The organism is Micromonospora alfalfae (assembly GCF_022230925.1).
Taxonomy (GTDB): Bacteria; Actinomycetota; Actinomycetes; order Mycobacteriales; family Micromonosporaceae; genus Micromonospora; species Micromonospora alfalfae.
This window is the reverse complement of record NZ_JAKKFH010000001.1, coordinates 132262-147944: the sequence shown is the minus strand read 5'-3', so window position 1 is coordinate 147944 and position 15683 is coordinate 132262. Positions and strand designations below refer to the sequence as shown.

15 protein-coding genes and 1 tRNA gene are annotated in these 15683 nt (G+C 70.6%); 7 read left to right on the top strand and 9 right to left on the bottom strand.

Annotated elements, in window-relative coordinates; genetic code table 11:
• Positions 1 to 20: 20 nt before the first annotated feature.
• Positions 21 to 974: a hypothetical protein gene (locus MED01_RS00685; protein WP_238666582.1), complete on the top strand. Its 954-nt coding sequence runs from the start codon at positions 21 to 23 to the stop codon at positions 972 to 974.
• A 6-nt stretch (positions 975 to 980) separates the two neighbouring features.
• Here MED01_RS00685 and mdlC read toward each other — a convergent pair whose 3' ends face one another.
• On the bottom strand, positions 981 to 2576 hold the full coding sequence (gene mdlC, locus MED01_RS00680) for a benzoylformate decarboxylase (RefSeq protein WP_238666581.1): 1596 nt from the start codon (positions 2574 to 2576) through the stop codon (positions 981 to 983).
• A gap of 321 nt (positions 2577 to 2897) precedes the next feature.
• On the opposite strand from mdlC, the gene MED01_RS00675 reads away from it, so the two are divergent.
• From MED01_RS00675 to MED01_RS00665, 3 genes are all read left to right on the top strand, one after another.
• The gene (locus MED01_RS00675) at positions 2898 to 3488 is read left to right on the top strand and encodes a YqgE/AlgH family protein (RefSeq protein ID WP_238666580.1); all 591 of its coding nucleotides are present in this window, start codon (positions 2898 to 2900) and stop codon (positions 3486 to 3488) included.
• Positions 3489 to 3576: 88 nt separating this feature from the next.
• A tRNA-Ala gene (locus MED01_RS00670) sits at positions 3577 to 3649 on the top strand.
• Positions 3650 to 3806: 157 nt separating this feature from the next.
• Complete coding sequence (locus tag MED01_RS00665; protein ID WP_238666579.1) at positions 3807 to 4169, top strand: SdpI family protein; 363 nt, start codon at positions 3807 to 3809, stop codon at positions 4167 to 4169.
• Positions 4170 to 4218: 49 nt separating this feature from the next.
• Here the strand turns inward: MED01_RS00665 and MED01_RS00660 are convergent, their stop codons facing one another.
• The 7 genes from MED01_RS00660 to MED01_RS00630 form a co-directional block, all read right to left on the bottom strand.
• The gene (locus tag MED01_RS00660; protein ID WP_238666578.1) at positions 4219 to 4479 is read right to left on the bottom strand and encodes a YciI family protein; all 261 of its coding nucleotides are present in this window, start codon (positions 4477 to 4479) and stop codon (positions 4219 to 4221) included.
• Positions 4480 to 4561: 82 nt separating this feature from the next.
• Positions 4562 to 5866 carry an ATP-grasp domain-containing protein gene (locus tag MED01_RS00655; protein WP_238666577.1) on the bottom strand — a complete coding sequence of 435 codons (1305 nt, stop codon included), beginning with the start codon at positions 5864 to 5866 and terminating at the stop codon, positions 4562 to 4564.
• The gene (locus MED01_RS00650) at positions 5859 to 6824 is read right to left on the bottom strand and encodes a sulfotransferase family protein (protein WP_238666576.1); all 966 of its coding nucleotides are present in this window, start codon (positions 6822 to 6824) and stop codon (positions 5859 to 5861) included. The genes MED01_RS00655 and MED01_RS00650 overlap by 8 nt, the downstream gene beginning before the upstream one ends.
• 50 nt (positions 6825 to 6874) lie before the next feature.
• Positions 6875 to 8095, bottom strand: a complete 1221-nt coding sequence (locus MED01_RS00645; protein WP_238666575.1) for a peptidogalycan biosysnthesis protein — start codon at positions 8093 to 8095, stop codon at positions 6875 to 6877.
• Entirely contained in the window at positions 8085 to 9410 is a 1326-nt protein-coding gene (locus MED01_RS00640; RefSeq protein ID WP_238666574.1) for an MFS transporter, read from the bottom strand. The genes MED01_RS00645 and MED01_RS00640 overlap by 11 nt, the downstream gene beginning before the upstream one ends.
• On the bottom strand, positions 9400 to 11148 hold the full coding sequence (locus MED01_RS00635) for a carbamoyltransferase N-terminal domain-containing protein (RefSeq protein WP_238666573.1): 1749 nt from the start codon (positions 11146 to 11148) through the stop codon (positions 9400 to 9402). Before MED01_RS00635 ends, MED01_RS00640 begins: the two co-directional genes overlap by 11 nt.
• Before the next feature lie 782 nt (positions 11149 to 11930).
• Complete coding sequence (locus MED01_RS00630; RefSeq protein WP_030490864.1) at positions 11931 to 12053, bottom strand: 50S ribosomal protein L36; 123 nt, start codon at positions 12051 to 12053, stop codon at positions 11931 to 11933.
• Between the two features lie 124 nt (positions 12054 to 12177).
• Between MED01_RS00630 and MED01_RS00625 the strand changes: the two genes are divergently transcribed.
• Complete coding sequence (locus tag MED01_RS00625; RefSeq protein ID WP_238666572.1) at positions 12178 to 13101, top strand: lytic polysaccharide monooxygenase auxiliary activity family 9 protein; 924 nt, start codon at positions 12178 to 12180, stop codon at positions 13099 to 13101.
• A 27-nt stretch (positions 13102 to 13128) separates the two neighbouring features.
• Here MED01_RS00625 and mgrA read toward each other — a convergent pair whose 3' ends face one another.
• Entirely contained in the window at positions 13129 to 14124 is a 996-nt protein-coding gene (gene mgrA, locus MED01_RS00620) for an L-glyceraldehyde 3-phosphate reductase (protein WP_091393918.1), read from the bottom strand.
• Positions 14125 to 14194: 70 nt separating this feature from the next.
• Here mgrA and MED01_RS00615 point away from each other — a divergent pair, with 70 nt between their 5' ends.
• Together MED01_RS00615 and MED01_RS00610 are read left to right on the top strand one after the other, a co-directional pair.
• Complete coding sequence (locus tag MED01_RS00615; RefSeq protein ID WP_238666571.1) at positions 14195 to 15175, top strand: aldo/keto reductase; 981 nt, start codon at positions 14195 to 14197, stop codon at positions 15173 to 15175.
• Complete coding sequence (locus tag MED01_RS00610) at positions 15172 to 15678, top strand: hemerythrin domain-containing protein (RefSeq protein WP_238666570.1); 507 nt, start codon at positions 15172 to 15174, stop codon at positions 15676 to 15678. The genes MED01_RS00615 and MED01_RS00610 overlap by 4 nt, the downstream gene beginning before the upstream one ends.
• The last annotated feature ends 5 nt before the right edge of the window (positions 15679 to 15683 follow it).

Here is a 15683-nt window from a genome sequence, read left to right as displayed (position 1 = left end):
GCGGAGGCGTCGAACCGTACATGAATCGGCCTGCCCTGCTGCTCGTACTCCCGTTGCTGCTGATGGCCGGCTGTGCCGCGACCGACGCCGGTCCGGCCGGCGGCCCGCCCAACCCGACGCACGGGGCGGAGGCCTTCGACCAGCGCGCCGCTGAGGTCGCCGAGGCGTGGCGGCCCGGCCCCGACTGGCGCACCGGCTACGTGCCGTTGGAGGGGCCGACACTGCTCACCGGTGACCCGGGCTTCACCCCCGAGACCGAGGCGGCCTTCCGGGCCGGGTGGTACCGCGAGCAGGTCGGAATACCGCCCACCCGGGTCGGCGGCGAGATCCAATTCCCGGACGGACGGTTGACGCTGCCGTTGGTCAGCGCCGCCGAGGCGTACCGGCAGCTCGACCAGGGTGACCCACTGCCCTGCCCGGGGCGGCCGAAGCGGCCCGGACGGCCCACCCCCGGCGGCCCCACCGTCGAACCAGGGCCCGACGGATGGGCCACGAGCAGCACGCAGACCGCCTGCCTCCCGCTCACCGTCACCGCTGTCACGTTGGGCGCCGTGCCGGTGCGCACGAGTCGGGGCGTGGCGCAGGTCCCGGCCTGGCTGTTCACCATCAAGGAGTTGGCCACCCCCGTGGTCCGGCTCGCCGTCGCGCCCACGGCGGTCACCCCCGTCCCCGAGCCGACCGCTCCGGCCCGGCCGCTGCCGGACGGGTTGGTGGCGGCCCAGGACCTGGCCGCCGTCGACGACGCCCGGCTGACGGTGCGCCTCGGCGTCGGCGCGTGCGACACCGGGATCACGCCGTTGGTGTGGGAACGGCCGGACGTCGTGGTGGTCGGTGGCGGTGTCACCCGGGCCACCGGCGAATGCATCGCAATGCTGAAACTGGAGCCGGTCACCGTAACCCTCGCGACGCCGCTGGGCAGCCGCCCGGTGCTGGACGTCTTCACCGGCGCCCCGCTGGCGATCGCACCGCGCTGATCCGGTTCACAGGATGCTGGGCACGTCGGTGCTGATCGGCACCGGCAACACGGTGGGCCGGTCGGCGCGCAGCCCGGCGGAGAGCGCCGCGCCGAACTGATCGGGGGTCTCCACCACCTGCGTGGCACAGCCGTAGCCGGCCGCGATCGCCGTGACGTCCAACCCCGGCAGGTCCAGGCCGGGCACCCCGGGAGTGTGCTTCAGCTCGGCGAACGCCTTGAGGATCGCGTACTGCTGGTTGACCGGCACGACGACCACCACCGGCAGTGCCAGGCGCGCGGCCGTCCAGAGCGCCTGTACCGAATAGTGGAAGGAGCCGTCGCCGATCACCGCCACCACCGGGCGACCGCGCCCGGTGTCCCGCTCGGCCAGCGCGATGCCGATCGCTGCCGGCAGGCCGTAGCCGAGGCCGCCGCTGGCCATCGTGAAGTACGACGCCGGGCGGGTGACCCGAAGCTGACGACGTAGCGCGGACAGGTTGGATGGTGACTCCTGGACCAGCACGCCGTCGGTCGGCCAGTGTGCGGCCAGCGCGGCGAACAGGGCGTCGGCGCTCAGCGGGGTGCCGACCTCCGGCGGGGGCAGTGCGTCCCGTCGGGTGGGTGCCGGCCGGTCGCTCGGCGGCACCCCTTCGACCAGCGCGGCCAGGGCCAGCCCCGGGTCGCTGAGCAGGCTGTCACCGACCGGGGCTCGGGCGGCCTCGTCGGGGTCGTCGGTGATGTGCAGCAGGCGGGCGCCGTCGGGCAGGTGCCCGCCCGGCACGTACGGGTAGTAGCGGAACACCGGGGCGCCGACAACCAGCACCGTGTCGTGTCCGCGCAGCGCCTCGGCGAGCGGACCGATCGCGTACGGCAGCACGCCGCGGAAGTGCTGGTGGTCCTCGGGGAACACCGCCCGCTCGGGGGCGGGAGCAGACCAGACCGGCGCGGCCAGCCGCTCCGCCAGGGCGACGGCTGTCGGCCAGCTAGCGGAGCGGTCCACTCCCGGCCCGTACACGAGCACCGGGTTGCGGCTGCCGGCCAGCACCCTGACGAACTCCGCCAACCGCTGCGGGTCCGGCGCGAACCGGGTGGCCACCGTTCGCGGCGCGGGCGGCGGATCGGCTGGCTGGGCCCAGTCGTCCATCGGCAGGGAGAGGAAGACCGGCCCGGCCGGTGGCTGCACCGCCGTCGCGTACGCCCGCAGCATCGCCGCGGGGATGTCCTGCGCACGGGCCGGCTCGTAGGCCCACTTCACGTAGGGCTGCGGAAGCTCGGTGGATCGGCGGCTGGTCAGCCGGGGTTCCAGGAGCAGCATCTCCCGGGTCTGCTGGCCGGCGGTGACGATCAGCGGGGTCTTGTTGTGCCAGGCGGTGACCAGGTTGCCCATGCCGTTGCCGGTGCCCGGTGCGGTGTGCAGGTTGACGTGGGCGGGCACTCCGCTGGCCTGGGCGTAGCCGTCGGCCATCGCGACGGCCGTCGCCTCGTGCAGCGCGTGGACGTAGTGGAAGTCGGCGGGGAAGTCCTGGAGGAACGGCTCCTCGGTGGAACCGGGGTTGCCGAAGACAGTGGTCATACCGAGGGTGCGGAGCACGTCGTACGTCGCGTCCCGGACACTTGCCATCGCACCCGCCTCCGTGTCGCGGGCAGGGGCAACCGCGGTCGCCCTCCCGATCAGCCGAATCTATCGGGATGTGACGGACCTTTCGGGCGTTTCTCGGCCGTCGGTGGTCCCGATCGGTCGATCACCGGGAGCTCCGCCGTCGGGTGCGGCGGCCCTTCGTCTTAACTGTCCGATCACCCGCCGGTCAGACCTTAGCCAGCACCCAGCACGCAGGCTATGGTGCCAGGCATGGCGTTGACAGCGCGGCTGAACCCGATGCGGCGGGCGGATCCGGTCGATGACCGGCGCCCGGCGCGGGCTCACGGTTGACGGGTGTGTGGCATGCAGGGAGAGGGCCAGGCGATCGGCGGACGAGCGATGGAGTCGATGACCGGGCGGCTGCTGGTCGCGACTCCGGCGCTCAAGGACCCGAACTTCGACCGTACGGTGGTGCTGCTGGTGGCCCACGAACCGGGCGGCTCGCTCGGTGTGGTGCTGAACCGGGCCACCGAGGTGCCGGTGGCCGAGGTGCTCGGTGACTGGAGCGACCTCGCCCGCCACCCGGCGGTGCTCTTCGAGGGTGGCCCGGTGCAGCCCGACTCGGCCATCTGCCTCGCCCGGATGCGACACCCGATGCGCCGGGTGAAGGGCTTCCACCAGGTTTCCGGGGCGGTCGGCACCATCGACCTCTCGGTCGACCCGGAGCGGCTGCGGGAGAGCATCGGCGGCATCCGGGTCTTCGCCGGCTACTCCGGCTGGGGCAGCGGCCAGTTGGAGCAGGAGATCGCCGACGGGTCCTGGTTCGTGCTGGACGGGCTACCCGGGGACGCCTTCGTCGACCGGCCCGACGACCTGTGGCCGATGGTGCTGCGTCGGCAGGGCGGGATGATGGCAGCCGTCGCACACTTCCCGCCGGACGTGGCGCTCAACTGACCCGGCCCGGCGGGGGACCCCGCGAGATGACCATGCGGGCCCGTCTGTGTATAGTTTCCCAGTGCCCGGGCGACCGGGACAACAGCAAGGGGCCGTGGCGCAGCTGGTAGCGCACCACACTGGCAGTGTGGGGGTCAGGGGTTCGAGTCCCCTCGGCTCCACCCTTGAAAACGCCCTGGTCGGGATAATCCGACCAGGGCGTTTTGCTGTTGTCGACGGCTCCGCCGCAGCGTGGTGCCACCCCAACGCCCGCGGCCTGTGGTGCCCAACTGGGTGGGAACCTACGCTGACAGCAACTGATGCGTCAGGAGGTGGCCTTTGCTGGCTGGAGCGTTCATCTCGGTGGTCTACGCGTTCCTCGGATGGCTCGTCGCATTCGCCGCCAGAGCGTCAGTGCGGCCGTCGGTTGACAGGTACCGCAGCCCCGGGGTGCGGACCCCGGCGACCATGCGATCGACCGAGCACTGGTACGCGGCGCATCGTCGGGTCGAGCGCCCCTTCTATCGGACCGGGATGCTGTTGGCGGTCGTGTCCCCGCTGCCGGTCATCCTCGGCGCCGCATTCGGCGATCCGCCGGTGATCGCGGCGGTCCTGGTGCTCGCCGTGCTGGTCGTGCCCTACCTGCTCTACCTGGGCTACGTCGGTAACCGTGCTGCGCTCGCGGTGGACGGCGAGTCGTGAGTTTGCGTGCACCCGGACCCTGGCAGCCGCTGCGCCGCCGAAGCCCTCGCTACCGGACGATCGGTGACCACTCCCGCTGGCTGGTGATCGTCACTCCGGGGGTCCGGTAGTAGGGGTCCTCGGCGACGACCGCCGCGAACGCCTCGGCGTCCGGGACGTCGAAGATCAGCAGTGCTCCGGAGTCGTCGGCGAACGGCCCGGCCATGACCAGCCGGCCCTCCTGGTGCAGGGCCTGGAGACGCTCCCGGTGCGCCGGTCGGGCGGCGAGCCGGTCGGGTTCGTCGCCGAAGGTCAGCTCCAAGATGAACACCGGTTCCTCCTCATCGGGGCGATCTTTCGAAGCACCCTAGTCGATCCGGCGTGCCACCACCGTTCAGTCGTGGACGTGGTGGTCAGGGATCGACGATGATGTCGATCGCCGCGCTCACCTGCCGCTCCAGCTCGTCGAGGTCGTCGAGGGTCGGGGCGTCGATCAGGAACGTCACAGCGCGGTCACCGGATTCGCGCAGCTCACCGAGGCGTGCCCCGCGTTCCTTGAGCACGATGACGTGCCGCAGGGCGGGCGGGTCGTCGGCTTCGCCCGGTGCGATGACCGGCCACGGTTGCCCCTCCGGCACCCACTGCGGCTCCACGCCCGGCCAGCGCAGCTTCACGTCCTGCAACGTTCCCCTCGGCTGGGGCAGGTAGACCTGGCGGGCGTAGCGCCGGGGTGGGGGATGCGCCGCCGGCTCGTCGAGCGCCACCTCCATGATCGTCTGCTCCAGCGCCCGACCGGTCGCCAGGTGGTAGAGCGGCATGATGCCATCGCCGGGAGTACGGGCGGCGACCTCCATCAGGACCGGCCGGCCGTCCCGGTCGAGGCGGAGTTCGGTGTGCACGATGCCGGCGACCAGACCGAGCCTGCCCACGATGTCGCGGTTGGCGGCGAGCAGCCTGTCGTGCTCCGCACCGGGAGGCGCGGGCACAGTGTGGGCCATTTCGACGAACCAGTCCGAGCCGTCCTCGGTGGTGCGCTTCCGGGTCGCCGACTCGAAGACGATCCGACCGTGTTGGACGACCGCCTCCACCGAGTACTCGGCGCCGGTGACGTACTCCTCGATCAGCAGGGTCTCCGCCGCCGGGTACCCGGTGAGCAGCGTGGGCAGGGTTTCGGGGTCGCGTACCGCCTGGACCCCGGAACTCGACCGTCGACCCGAGGGCTTCAGCACCACCGGGAACCGCACCGAGCCTACGTCGAGCCCGGTGCGCCCCTCGGGTGGCACGACGACCAGCCGGGGGCTCCACTGCGGCAGGTAGAACCGTTGCAGGTACTTGTTGCGACACACCCGGGCCGCGCGTACGCCCGGCCCGGGCAGGCCGAGCGCATCCGCCACGATCCCGGTCTGCTCGACGAGCATCTCGCCCGCGGCGTAGACCCCGACGATGTCGTACTCCTGCTGCCAGCGCTGGACGTGGGCGACCACACCTGAGGTGAAACTGCCCTCGATGCCGACCTCGCCGGTGACGAAGGCCGCGTCCGTGAGGTACGTCCCGGGACCCTCGCCCCGGGCCATGGCGGCCGTCGTGTCGGCCCGCCACTGTTCCGAGGTGATCAGCAGGATCCGCAGCCCTCGACCGGCGAGGTCGGCGAGGAAGCCCCAGTTGCGGGCGATGACCCGGTAGCCGCCGAGCAGCAGGAAGGCGCGGGCCTCACTCATAGCCGTACTGCTCCAGGATGTCGCCGAACAGCTCGGTGAAACGGGCCTCGTTGCGCTTGGTGAACCGCTCCCGCCACGTGCCTGTGGTGCCCCGGAAGAAACTCCAGGAACTCTGGTCGTAGACCTTGCCGGCGACCTCCTCGGCGTCCGCTGTGGACCCGACGTGCTTCAGCAACCGGTCCACTGCCTCGAGTTGGCGTTGCCGGGACCCGCCGCCGCGCTCCCCGACCAGATCCTCGTAGCTGACCTTGCACACGTCGGGGTGACGGAGCAGCCACAACCCCCTCTCGAACTGGTCGCGGCCGAGGAAGGACGTGTCGCGCATCGCGTAGTCGAGCTTCTCCTCCCAGGTCGGCAGGGAGGTCAGGATGCGGTGGAAGATGTCGAACTCGTAGAAGTTGCCGTACCCCTCGCGGGTCCGCCCCTCCAGGAAGTTGACCATCGACACCAGGGCGTCGCGCGGGTCGCGGTAGTTGTAGACCAGCGGCGGGGTGGCGGTCTCCACCCACTCGGCGAAGAAGGAGCCGTCCACCTTGCTGATGTCCAGCTCGTGAAAGATCCAGCAGAGCCCGGCCGGGGTGTCCGCGAACCGGGAGTACGGCAGGTGCGGGTTGGTGATCACCGAGTCGGCGAAGTCGAAGCGGGTCTGCCCGTACCGGTTGACGACGTGCTGGCCCAGTCTGCGTTGCCAGTGCCAGCCAAGGGCGGACCAGGCTTCCTGGGCGCGGAGCTGGTACTCCTCAGTGCCCTCCAACTCCAGCAGCTCGTCGTAGTCGGACTTCGACAGCGTGAGCGCAGCGATCTGACGTTGCTGCGCGGCGGTGAATTCCGGGGTGTTGCGGGGGGTCGGCCGGGGCACCCCGGCCATCTTGTACCCCAGGTTGGTCATCAGACCCTGCATGAGGTGGGTGCCGGTCTTCTGCAGCGAGATCACCATGGCACGAGGGGCCAGCGGCATGTCGGTCTCCCGGTGGTAGTGCGTCGGATGCGACGCGGAGTGAAGGGGAATCAGCGGACGTAGGCAGCCAGGTGGCCGGTGGTGCGCTCGTTGAGGAAGCGCAGGAGCCTGGCGAACGACTCCCGCCGTCGCTCATCGGGCGTCCACAGCCACAACTCCCGTTTGGCGACCCGGGCGCCTCGGCGGAACTTCGGAGCGAACGCCTCGAACCCGAGGCGGTACCGGGGCACGCCGGCCCGGATGCAGGACTCGACAGGCTGCCCGAACACCAGGTGGTGGTAGGCGACGCTGGTACCGGTGACGTCGTAGTCGCTGCCGTAGCCGAGGGTGCAGCAGCCGTGCCGGCCGTACATCTGCACTGTGCAGGCGAGAACTTCGGCGTCGGACCGGCCCGCCACGGCCACCCGGATCGCCCCGGGGAGCACCGCCGCCAGGTACGCGCGGGCCGCCCGGAGCTGGGGCCGGTTGGGTGTCGCGCCGTTGCGCTCGCCGGTGCGGGCCTCAAGGTCCACGATCCGGTCGACGTGCTCGGCCAGCGGCACCTCGCGGACCTGGAGCCCGGCCCGGGTCACCTCGCGCTCGGCCAGTCGGTAGTTGCGGCGTGTCTCGGCGTTCTGCCCGTCAAGGAACGCCTGGTAGGTGGGGTAGCCGCCGAGGTGCAACGCGGAAGCGGCGGTGACCGAGCCCCGGACGAAGCCGGCGGCCTCCAGCAGGCCACGCAGCAGCTCGTCGTCGGTGGCCACGTACGGCAGGACCACAGCTCCCGCGTGACCCTGTCGGACCAGGTCCTGGAGGGTCGCGACGACCTCCCGGCCGGCCTGCCGTTGGCGGGTGATGTCGACGTCGGGGGCGGTGAACAGGGGACTGCGGTCGTAGGTGCGGACGACGAGCGGCTCTCCGACGGTGGTGGTCAGCCAGTCGGCGAGATCGCCCGACCCGGGTGCGTCCGGGCCGAGCGCGCCGAGCAGGGCCCGGTGCTCGGCACGGATCGCTGTCGCGTCGTCGTCCGGGGTGAGCCGGAGGAACTGCTCCTCGGTGAGGAGTTTCCACGGGTGGCTGAACAGGCTCGTCCCGGCCACTGCGGTGACCGCGTGGATCGCGGCCACCGGCCCCCGGTCGTCGTCGGCGGTGACCAGTAGCGCGTTGCCTGGCTCCAGCCGTTCGCGGAACAGCAGGTAGCCGTGGGCCGCGTCGGGTTCGGCGTCGGCGGCCAGCCGGGCCCAGGTCTCCTCGTCGACGGCGCCGATGCCGTCGGTCACGTCAGTCGCCATGCTGGATGGACCGTTCCTTCCGAGTCGTCGTGTCCGCGAGGGCCCGCACCTCGGAGATCTGGGCCGCGGTGCGCAGCGGAGAGGCGTACAGCAGCAGCGAGGAGACGGTGAGCGAGACGGCCACCACCCACACCGCCGTGGTCGTCCCGGCCAGGTCGGTCAACACCCCGCCGATCAGCGCCCCGACCGGCAGCGAACCGAAGGCCGCGATGCGGTAGCTCGCTGTCACAGCGCCGAGCAGGACGGGAGGGGGGACCTGCTGCCGTACGGTGACCGCCAGGACGTTGTAGACCGCCAGAGCCGCCCCGTTGATCACGAAACCCGCGCCGAGCAGCACTGTCGCCGTGCCGGCCGCGGCGAGCCCGGGCACCAGCAGCAACCCGAGCGCGGCGACCGTGATCGCGACGGTGAGCGCCCGACCGAGGTGCAGGCGGGCACCGACCCGCCCGGCGACGAGCGAGCCGACCAGGGCCCCGACGCTGCCGAGCCCGATGACCAGGCCGATCAGGCCACCGGAGAGCCCGAGGGTACGCACGCCGTACACCAGGAAGACCGTCGCGAAGGCCTGCTCGTGCAGGTTGAAGAGGGCCGACTGCACGCACAGGTCCCGGATCGGTCGGCTCCGCCAGACGTAGGCCAGCCCGGCCCGGATCGTCGGCGCGTCGCCCCGGTCGGTCGCCGGCCGCAGCACTCGAGCAGGGAGGGCCGCCATCGCCATCGCCGCCGCGCAGAACAGTGCCCCGGTGACCACCGCGGCCCAGGAGGCGCCGGCGGACTGCACGATGAATCCCGCCGCCGCCGGCCCGGCCATCTGGGTCACCGACGTGGTGGCCTGCAACAGACCGTTGCCGGCGACCAGCCGGTCGCCGTCCAGCAACCGGGGCGCGGTGACCTGGGACCCGATGTCGTGCAGCACCGCCGCCGAGCCGATCAGGAACGCGCCCACCAACAGCGCCGGGAAGAACAGCCGGTCGGTGGCGGCCAGGGCCCCGATGCCGAACAGCACGACGCCGCGTGCCGCGTTGCCGGTGACCAGGATCCAGCGCAGCGAGGTACGGGCGGTCCAGGTGCCCACCAGCAGGGAGAACGCCAGCACCGGCACGAACTGGGCCGCGCCGACCAACCCCACCTGGGTGCCGGTGCCGGCCAGCAACGTCACCACCAGCAGGGGCAACCCGAAGGCGGTGATCTGGTGTGCCGACCGGGCGGCCAGGTCGCCCAGCCAGAGGGTACGGAACGCCGGCTCCCGCAGCGGGGGGCGCGGTGGCGCTGTGGCGTTCGTACCCTCCGGCGGGCGCCGGATGTCAGCTGACACCGGTGCCGGTGACGCTCGCTGACGCGTCCGATGAGGTGACTCTGCGGTACAGCGCGTTCTCACTCCAGACGAGGTCGACCTGGCCCCACTCCATCGCCGACATCACGTCGGGGAAGAAGCTGCGGCCGTTGTAGTTCGCGCTGGTGTTGCAGAGCACCGGGATTCCGCTCCACTTGTGGTACTCGCGAAGGACTGCCGCGAGCATCGGGTTGTCCTCGGCGCTGACCGTCTGCAAGCGGGCGGTGCCGTCGAGGTGGATCGCCGCCGGGATCCGGTCCACCCAGTCGGGGCGCACCCGGTGGTCGAAGAGCATGTACGGGTCAGGGGTGCCGGGGTCGAAGACCGTCGGCGCCTGATCGGTCAGGCAGATCGGTGCGACCGGCCGGAAGCTCTCCCGACGCTTCATCCGGTTGAGCTCGTCCTTCATCGCCGGGTCCACCGCCGGGGCGAGGATGCTGCGCGCCCCTAGTGCGCGGGGGCCCAGCTCGGCGCGGCCGTGCAGGACCACCACCGGCTTACCGGTGCGGTGCAGCAGCCGGGCCAGTTCCTCCGGTCGGCATGGCGCCACCGTCCAGCCCGCCGGAACGTGCGAGTTGTGCACGAGGTCGGGGCCGGCGAAGACGTTCCACGAGATCGGCGCCAGCCGTTGCTCCCCGCTGACCAGGATGGCGCCGGTGCCGACGGCCGAACCCGAGTCGTCCGGGAAGGGCGGCACCCACATCTCGCGGATGGCCTTGTGCGCCCGCATGGCGCTGTTCCATTTGATGTTCAGGGCGCAGCCCCCGGCGAAGCAGAGGTTCCAGGGACCGTCGCCCTTCCAGGACTCGGCCTTGGCCACCAGTCGCTCGACGAGCAACTCCTCGATGAACTCGTGCACGCTGGCGAGCACGTCGTCGTCGGAGACGCCCAGTTGGTCGGTGCGCCGACGGACGTCGTCCAGATAGGCGTGGACGTAGGCGTGCGAGGGCTCGCCGGTGCTGCCGCAGCCGATGATCTCCTCTCGGTACTTGCGGACGGCCGGGCTGTTGGCCTCGAAGTGCTTGTGGAACAGCTCCCCGAGGACCTGCTTGATCGGCTCCCGGGCGGTGCCGAGGGCGATGTAGGCCATCAGCTTCCCGGCCACCGAGAGGTCGTCGACGTTGCGGGACAGCTTGTCGCGGCGGTACGGCCCGAAGTGCTGCGAGGCCATCGAGTAGAAGTGCCCGATCAGCGGGAAGACCTCGCCGCCGGGCTCGATGCGGCCGTCCTTGTCCACCGAGTAGAGCCGGGGGAAGCAACCGCCGTCCCAGACCAGGACGAGGCTCGGCTCGCCCCGTCGCGCGAAGGGGCTGGTGCTGTACGCGGCGGCGAGGTGGCTCGCCACGTGCACGTGACTGACGTATGGCACTGTGGCGTCGCCGATGGGCAACTCGCCACTGTGACCCGGCTGTGCCGGATTCGGCACCCGCTCGGTCTCCCGGTAGGGCGCGAGGCGGACGTCGACCGGGCTGCCGTTGTTGAGCCGGTGGGCCTGCCCGTGGACGGCGCCGTCCCAGCCGTCCAGTGCCCACTGGTCGACGTCGGAGGTCTTGTACCCGAAGTCGCCCAGGATCCGGGCGATCAGCGTGAGATCGTCCACGTCGCTGTATCGACGGTTGTTCTCCAGCTTCTGCGCCTCGACGTTGAACTCCAACACGTCGTCGTGGAAGAGGGCGACGCCTCCGCTCTGAGTGAGCTTTACTCCGCACGTAATACGCATAGATGCTTCCCCCCATTTTTGGTGACCCAAAATTCCTATCGATGTTCTGTCGGCAAGTCAACCCCCGATCCTTGCCGACACCGATCAGCGAGCCCCCGAGCTGCACCAAGGGGAGTGGCGTTGCTCTATGGAGATGGTTGCCCACGTCGGGCCAGGAAGGGGTTGCCGAGAGCCTTCTCCGAGATGCCGCAATGCCCATAGGTCTGATGGGATATGGATTTTCCGTCATCTGAAATTCCCGCGTTACGAGTTGGTAACTCAGCGCTGTCGGCTGCCAGGGTTGGTGTCGAGCCCGATCGCCGAAGCGGTGTCTCGGGCAGCATATGAGCAGCTCAGCTCGGCTGTGACGGGCATGGGGGATTAATGAGTGGCGATGAGGCCAATTGGCGTCTATCTTCGACCGGGGGTGCCGCGCGGTCCGGGAGTCCTCCGGCGGACGAAGCGGATCTTGAGCGATGGATACGAGATATCCTGCAATCGACGCACCCACTCCGAATCGGTTCGGAACTGCGTCGCGCCGAACGCGTCGCGAGTGCCAGATTCTCTGACCCGACAATTGCCCAAGCGGTCCACAGGGCTGTTGCAGCGACAATGAACAGGCGTGATTGAGTCACCGTCACAGGGCACCCGAGCCCCGCGGTTGCGGGTCAGGAAAAGCGCTCCCGGAAAAGGGCTTGCCCTTCTCATTGTCCGAGCCCGGCAGTCATGCCCGGGCACGCAAAACGCCCCGACCGGAAGGCCCGGTCAGGGCGTTGGCGACTAGATGTCCGGTAAGGGCTGGGTCAGCCCTGACGGCTCTTCCACTGCGGGTTGGCGCGGTTCACCACGACCACGCGGCCGCGACGGCGGACCACCACCGAACCCGGCTTCTGCTTCAGCGCACGCAACGAGCTACGTACCTTCATGTCTGCCTCCTCGGTGCTAGCGGTTCCGAGTATCGAAACGCCGCACCCACCCGCGGGATTCCCGGCCGGTCAGCGTCGAACCTTTGCCGTCTCCCGGCCGTACCAGTGGGCGGAGGTCATCCTCATGCCCGTACGCCGGCTCCTCGCCACGGTGCTGGTCGCTGCCGCGACAGTGCCAGTGGCCGCCACGCCCGCCGCCGCCCACGGCGCTCCGACCGACCCGATCAGTCGCGCGGCGGCCTGCGGCCCCGAGGGACGGTACGCGGCCACGAGCGCCTGCCGGGCGGCGATCCAGGCGGGCGCGGCAGTTCGCGAATGGGACAACGTTCGCGTTTCCACGATCAACGGGCGAGATCGGGAACGGATCCCGGACGGTGAGCTGTGCAGCGGCGGACTGTCCGCGTACCGGGGACTGGACCTGCCCCGCACCGACTGGCCCAGCACCACGCTGACCAGCGGCGCGACGTTCACCTTCCGGTACCGGACCACCATCGAGCACCGGGGCACCTTCCGGCTCTACGTCACCACGCCGGCCTACGATCCCCGCAAGAAACTGACCTGGGCGGATCTGGAATCGCGCCCGTTTCTGACGCTGACCGACCCGCCGGTGCGGGCCGGGGCGTACCAGTTGGCGGGTCGGCTGCCGGCGGGCCGCAGCGGCCGACACCTGATCTACACGATCTGGCAGAACTCCAACACCCCGGACACCTACTACTCCTGCTCGGACGTGGTGTTCCGGGGTGCCAAGGCCACTCCCGCCCCGGCGAGGGCCGGCGCGACGAAGAGCGCGGCGGCTGCCCCGCGTACCGCAGCGAGTGGGCCGTCCGCCACCGAGACGGCGGTGGCGGCGGCGGCCGACCCGGGCGTGCCGGTGGCGTCGGTGAGCAACCTCGGCGGTCGGTGGCCGGTGCTGGCCGGTGCCGCCGGCGTGCTGGTCCTGGCGCTGCTGCTGATCGGTGCCGGACGGCGACGTCGCAGCGCCGCCGCACCCGTGGGCCGGCAGTGCGAGGTGCGCAACCACCGGGCCGGGCGGCGCCGGATCTGGTGATCCGAGCCGCCCGGGACCCGACGGCGTTCAGCCCAGGTGGCGCTCGATCTCGGCCAACTCGTCGGCGGTGAAGTCGAGGTTGTCCAGCGCGGCGATGTTCGTCTCCAACTGCTCGACGCTGCTCGCCCCGATGATCAGGCTGGTCATCCGCGGGTCACGCAGCGCCCAGGCCAACGCGAGCTGAGCGAGGGACTGACCGCGCCGCTCGGCGACCGCGCCGAGCCCACGGATGGTGGCCATCTTCTCCTCGCTGAGATCGCTCTCGTTGAGGAAGACGCTGGTGCGAACCCGCGAGTCGGCCGGGATGCCGCCCAGGTAACGGTCGGTCAACAGGCCCTGCGCCAACGGGCTGTACGCGATGCAGCCCGCACCCACCTGCTCCAGCGTGTCGAGCAGGCCGTCGGACTCGGTCCAGCGGTTGAGCATCGAGTACGACGGCTGGTTGATCAGCAGCGGCGTACCCAGCTCGCGCAGGATCGCGGCGGCCCGCGTGGTCTGCTCCGAGTTGTAGTTCGAGATGCCGACGTAGAGCGCCTTGCCGGAGCGGACGATGGCGTCGAGCGCCCCCATCGTCTCCTCAAGGGGGGTGTCCGGGTCGAACCGGTGCGAGTAGAAGATGTCGACGTAGTCCAGTCCCATCCGGCCCAGCGACTGGTCCAGCGACGAGATCAGGTTCTTGCGCGAGCCCCACTCGCCGTACGGGCCGGGCCACATCAGGTACCCGGCCTTGCTGGAGATGACCAACTCGTCCCGGTACGGCTTCAGGTCGGTGGCGAGCATCCGGCCGAAGTTCTCCTCCGCCGAACCGGGCGGCGGGCCGTAGTTGTTGGCCAGGTCGAAGTGGGTGACACCCAGGTCGAAGGCGCGGCGGACGATGTCGCGCTGCCGTTCGAACGGGCGGTCCGGGCCGAAGTTGTGCCACAGCCCGAGTGAGACGGCCGGCAGCCGCAGGCCACTGCGTCCGCTGCGCCGGTAGGTCATGGTGTCGTAGCGGTCATCCGCGGCGAGGTAGGTCACGATCATGAGCCTAGCTCCGGCTCACCGTGATGCGGATCGGGCGTGGAAACCGGGACATCGGGGTAGTTTCGACGCCATGCGTTTCATTGCGCTCGACACCCCCAAACCGCTGTCGAAGATCGGCTTGGGCACCTGGCAGTTCGGCTCCCGGGAATGGGGGTACGGCCCGGACTTCGAGCGGCAGGCGGCGCAGATCGTCCGGCGGGCCATCGAGCTGGGCGTGACGGTCTTCGACAGCGCGGAGATCTACGGCTTCGGACGCAGCGAACGCATCCTCGGCGCGGCCCTCGGCGACGACCGGCCGAAGGTCGTGATCGCCAGCAAGATCCTGCCGGTGCTGCCGGTGGCCGCCGTGGTGCAGCAGCGGGCGGTCGCCTCGGCGGCCCGGCTCGGCGTCACCAGCATCGACCTCTACCAGGTGCACCAACCCAACCCGCTAGTCGCCGACCACACCACGATGCGCGGCATGCGGACCCTGCAGGATGTCGGGCTGGTCGGCGAGGTCGGCGTGAGCAACTACGGGCTGCGCCGCTGGCAGGTCGCCGAAGCGGCGCTCGGCCGGCGGGTGCTCAGCAACCAGGTCCGCTACAGCATGCTGGACCGCGCGCCCGAGCAGGACCTGCTGCCGTACGCGCGGCAGGCCGGTCGGGTGGTCATCGCGTACAGCCCGCTGGCGCAGGGCTTCCTCTCCGGCCGCTACGACGCCAAGAACCCGCCGAACGGTGCGGTCCGGCGCGCCAACCCGTACTTCCTGCCGGAGAACCTGGAGCGCGGCGCGGCCCTGATCGACACAGTGCGCCAGGTCGCCGACGCCCACGACGCCACAGCCAGCCAGATCGCGCTGGCCTACCTGCTGCGCCACCCGAACGTGCTCGCCATCCCCGGGGCATCCGGCGTCGAGCAGATGGAACGCAACGCCGCCGCCGCCGACATCGACCTCGCCGACGACGAGTACACGGCGCTGGCCGAGGCAGCGAAACGCTTCCGCCCGATCACCGGACTCGCCGCGATGCCGGCGATGCTGCGTGCCCGGTTCGGCACACCAACCAGAAAGTGAGCACAGTGGACGACATCACCGCGCTGATCCTGGACGACCACGCCGCCTTCCGGCGTGGCTTCGCCCGCCTCGACGACGCCCGCGACGAGCAGGAGATGCTCGCAATCTGGGACGCCCTCGCCCTGCACCTGGACATCCACGCCGAGGCGGAAGAGGCGATCCTCTACCCGCACCTGGTCAAGCACGGCGACGACGGCGAGGACGAGACCGCCGACGCGATCGGCGACCACAACAAGATCCGCGACGCCATCGCCGAGGCGAAGCTGCACCCGGTCGGCTCGGACCAGTGGTGGGAGGCGGTCGGCACCGCCCGCCGGGAGAACAGCGAACACCTGGCCGAGGAAGAGGACGAGGCGCTGCCCGACTTTCGCCGGCACGCCAGCGCCGAACTCCGCGCCGAGCTGGGCCAACGCTGGCTGACCTTCTACGGCGAGCACAAGAACGGCCGCAACCTGCCCTTCCGCGACAAGGACCCGCAGCAGTACGTGGCCGACCACCGCTGACATCT

What these genes read in the sequence shown, in the direction of transcription:
- MED01_RS00655 (WP_238666577.1), bottom strand. Translation starts at nt 5,866, where the DNA reads ATGAGTGAGGCCCGCGCCTTCCTGCTGCTCGGCGGCTACCGGGTCATC.
- mgrA (WP_091393918.1), bottom strand. Translation starts at nt 14,124, where the DNA reads ATGATCGTGACCTACCTCGCCGCGGATGACCGCTACGACACCATGACC.
- MED01_RS00625 (WP_238666572.1), top strand. Translation starts at nt 12,178, where the DNA reads ATGCCCGTACGCCGGCTCCTCGCCACGGTGCTGGTCGCTGCCGCGACA.
- MED01_RS00675 (WP_238666580.1), top strand. Translation starts at nt 2,898, where the DNA reads ATGCAGGGAGAGGGCCAGGCGATCGGCGGACGAGCGATGGAGTCGATG.
- MED01_RS00615 (WP_238666571.1), top strand. Translation starts at nt 14,195, where the DNA reads ATGCGTTTCATTGCGCTCGACACCCCCAAACCGCTGTCGAAGATCGGC.
- MED01_RS00685 (WP_238666582.1), top strand. Translation starts at nt 21, where the DNA reads ATGAATCGGCCTGCCCTGCTGCTCGTACTCCCGTTGCTGCTGATGGCC.
- MED01_RS00645 (WP_238666575.1), bottom strand. Translation starts at nt 8,095, where the DNA reads ATGGCGACTGACGTGACCGACGGCATCGGCGCCGTCGACGAGGAGACC.
- mdlC (WP_238666581.1), bottom strand. Translation starts at nt 2,576, where the DNA reads ATGGCAAGTGTCCGGGACGCGACGTACGACGTGCTCCGCACCCTCGGT.
- MED01_RS00635 (WP_238666573.1), bottom strand. Translation starts at nt 11,148, where the DNA reads ATGCGTATTACGTGCGGAGTAAAGCTCACTCAGAGCGGAGGCGTCGCC.
- MED01_RS00630 (WP_030490864.1), bottom strand. Translation starts at nt 12,053, where the DNA reads ATGAAGGTACGTAGCTCGTTGCGTGCGCTGAAGCAGAAGCCGGGTTCG.
- MED01_RS00650 (WP_238666576.1), bottom strand. Translation starts at nt 6,824, where the DNA reads ATGCCGCTGGCCCCTCGTGCCATGGTGATCTCGCTGCAGAAGACCGGC.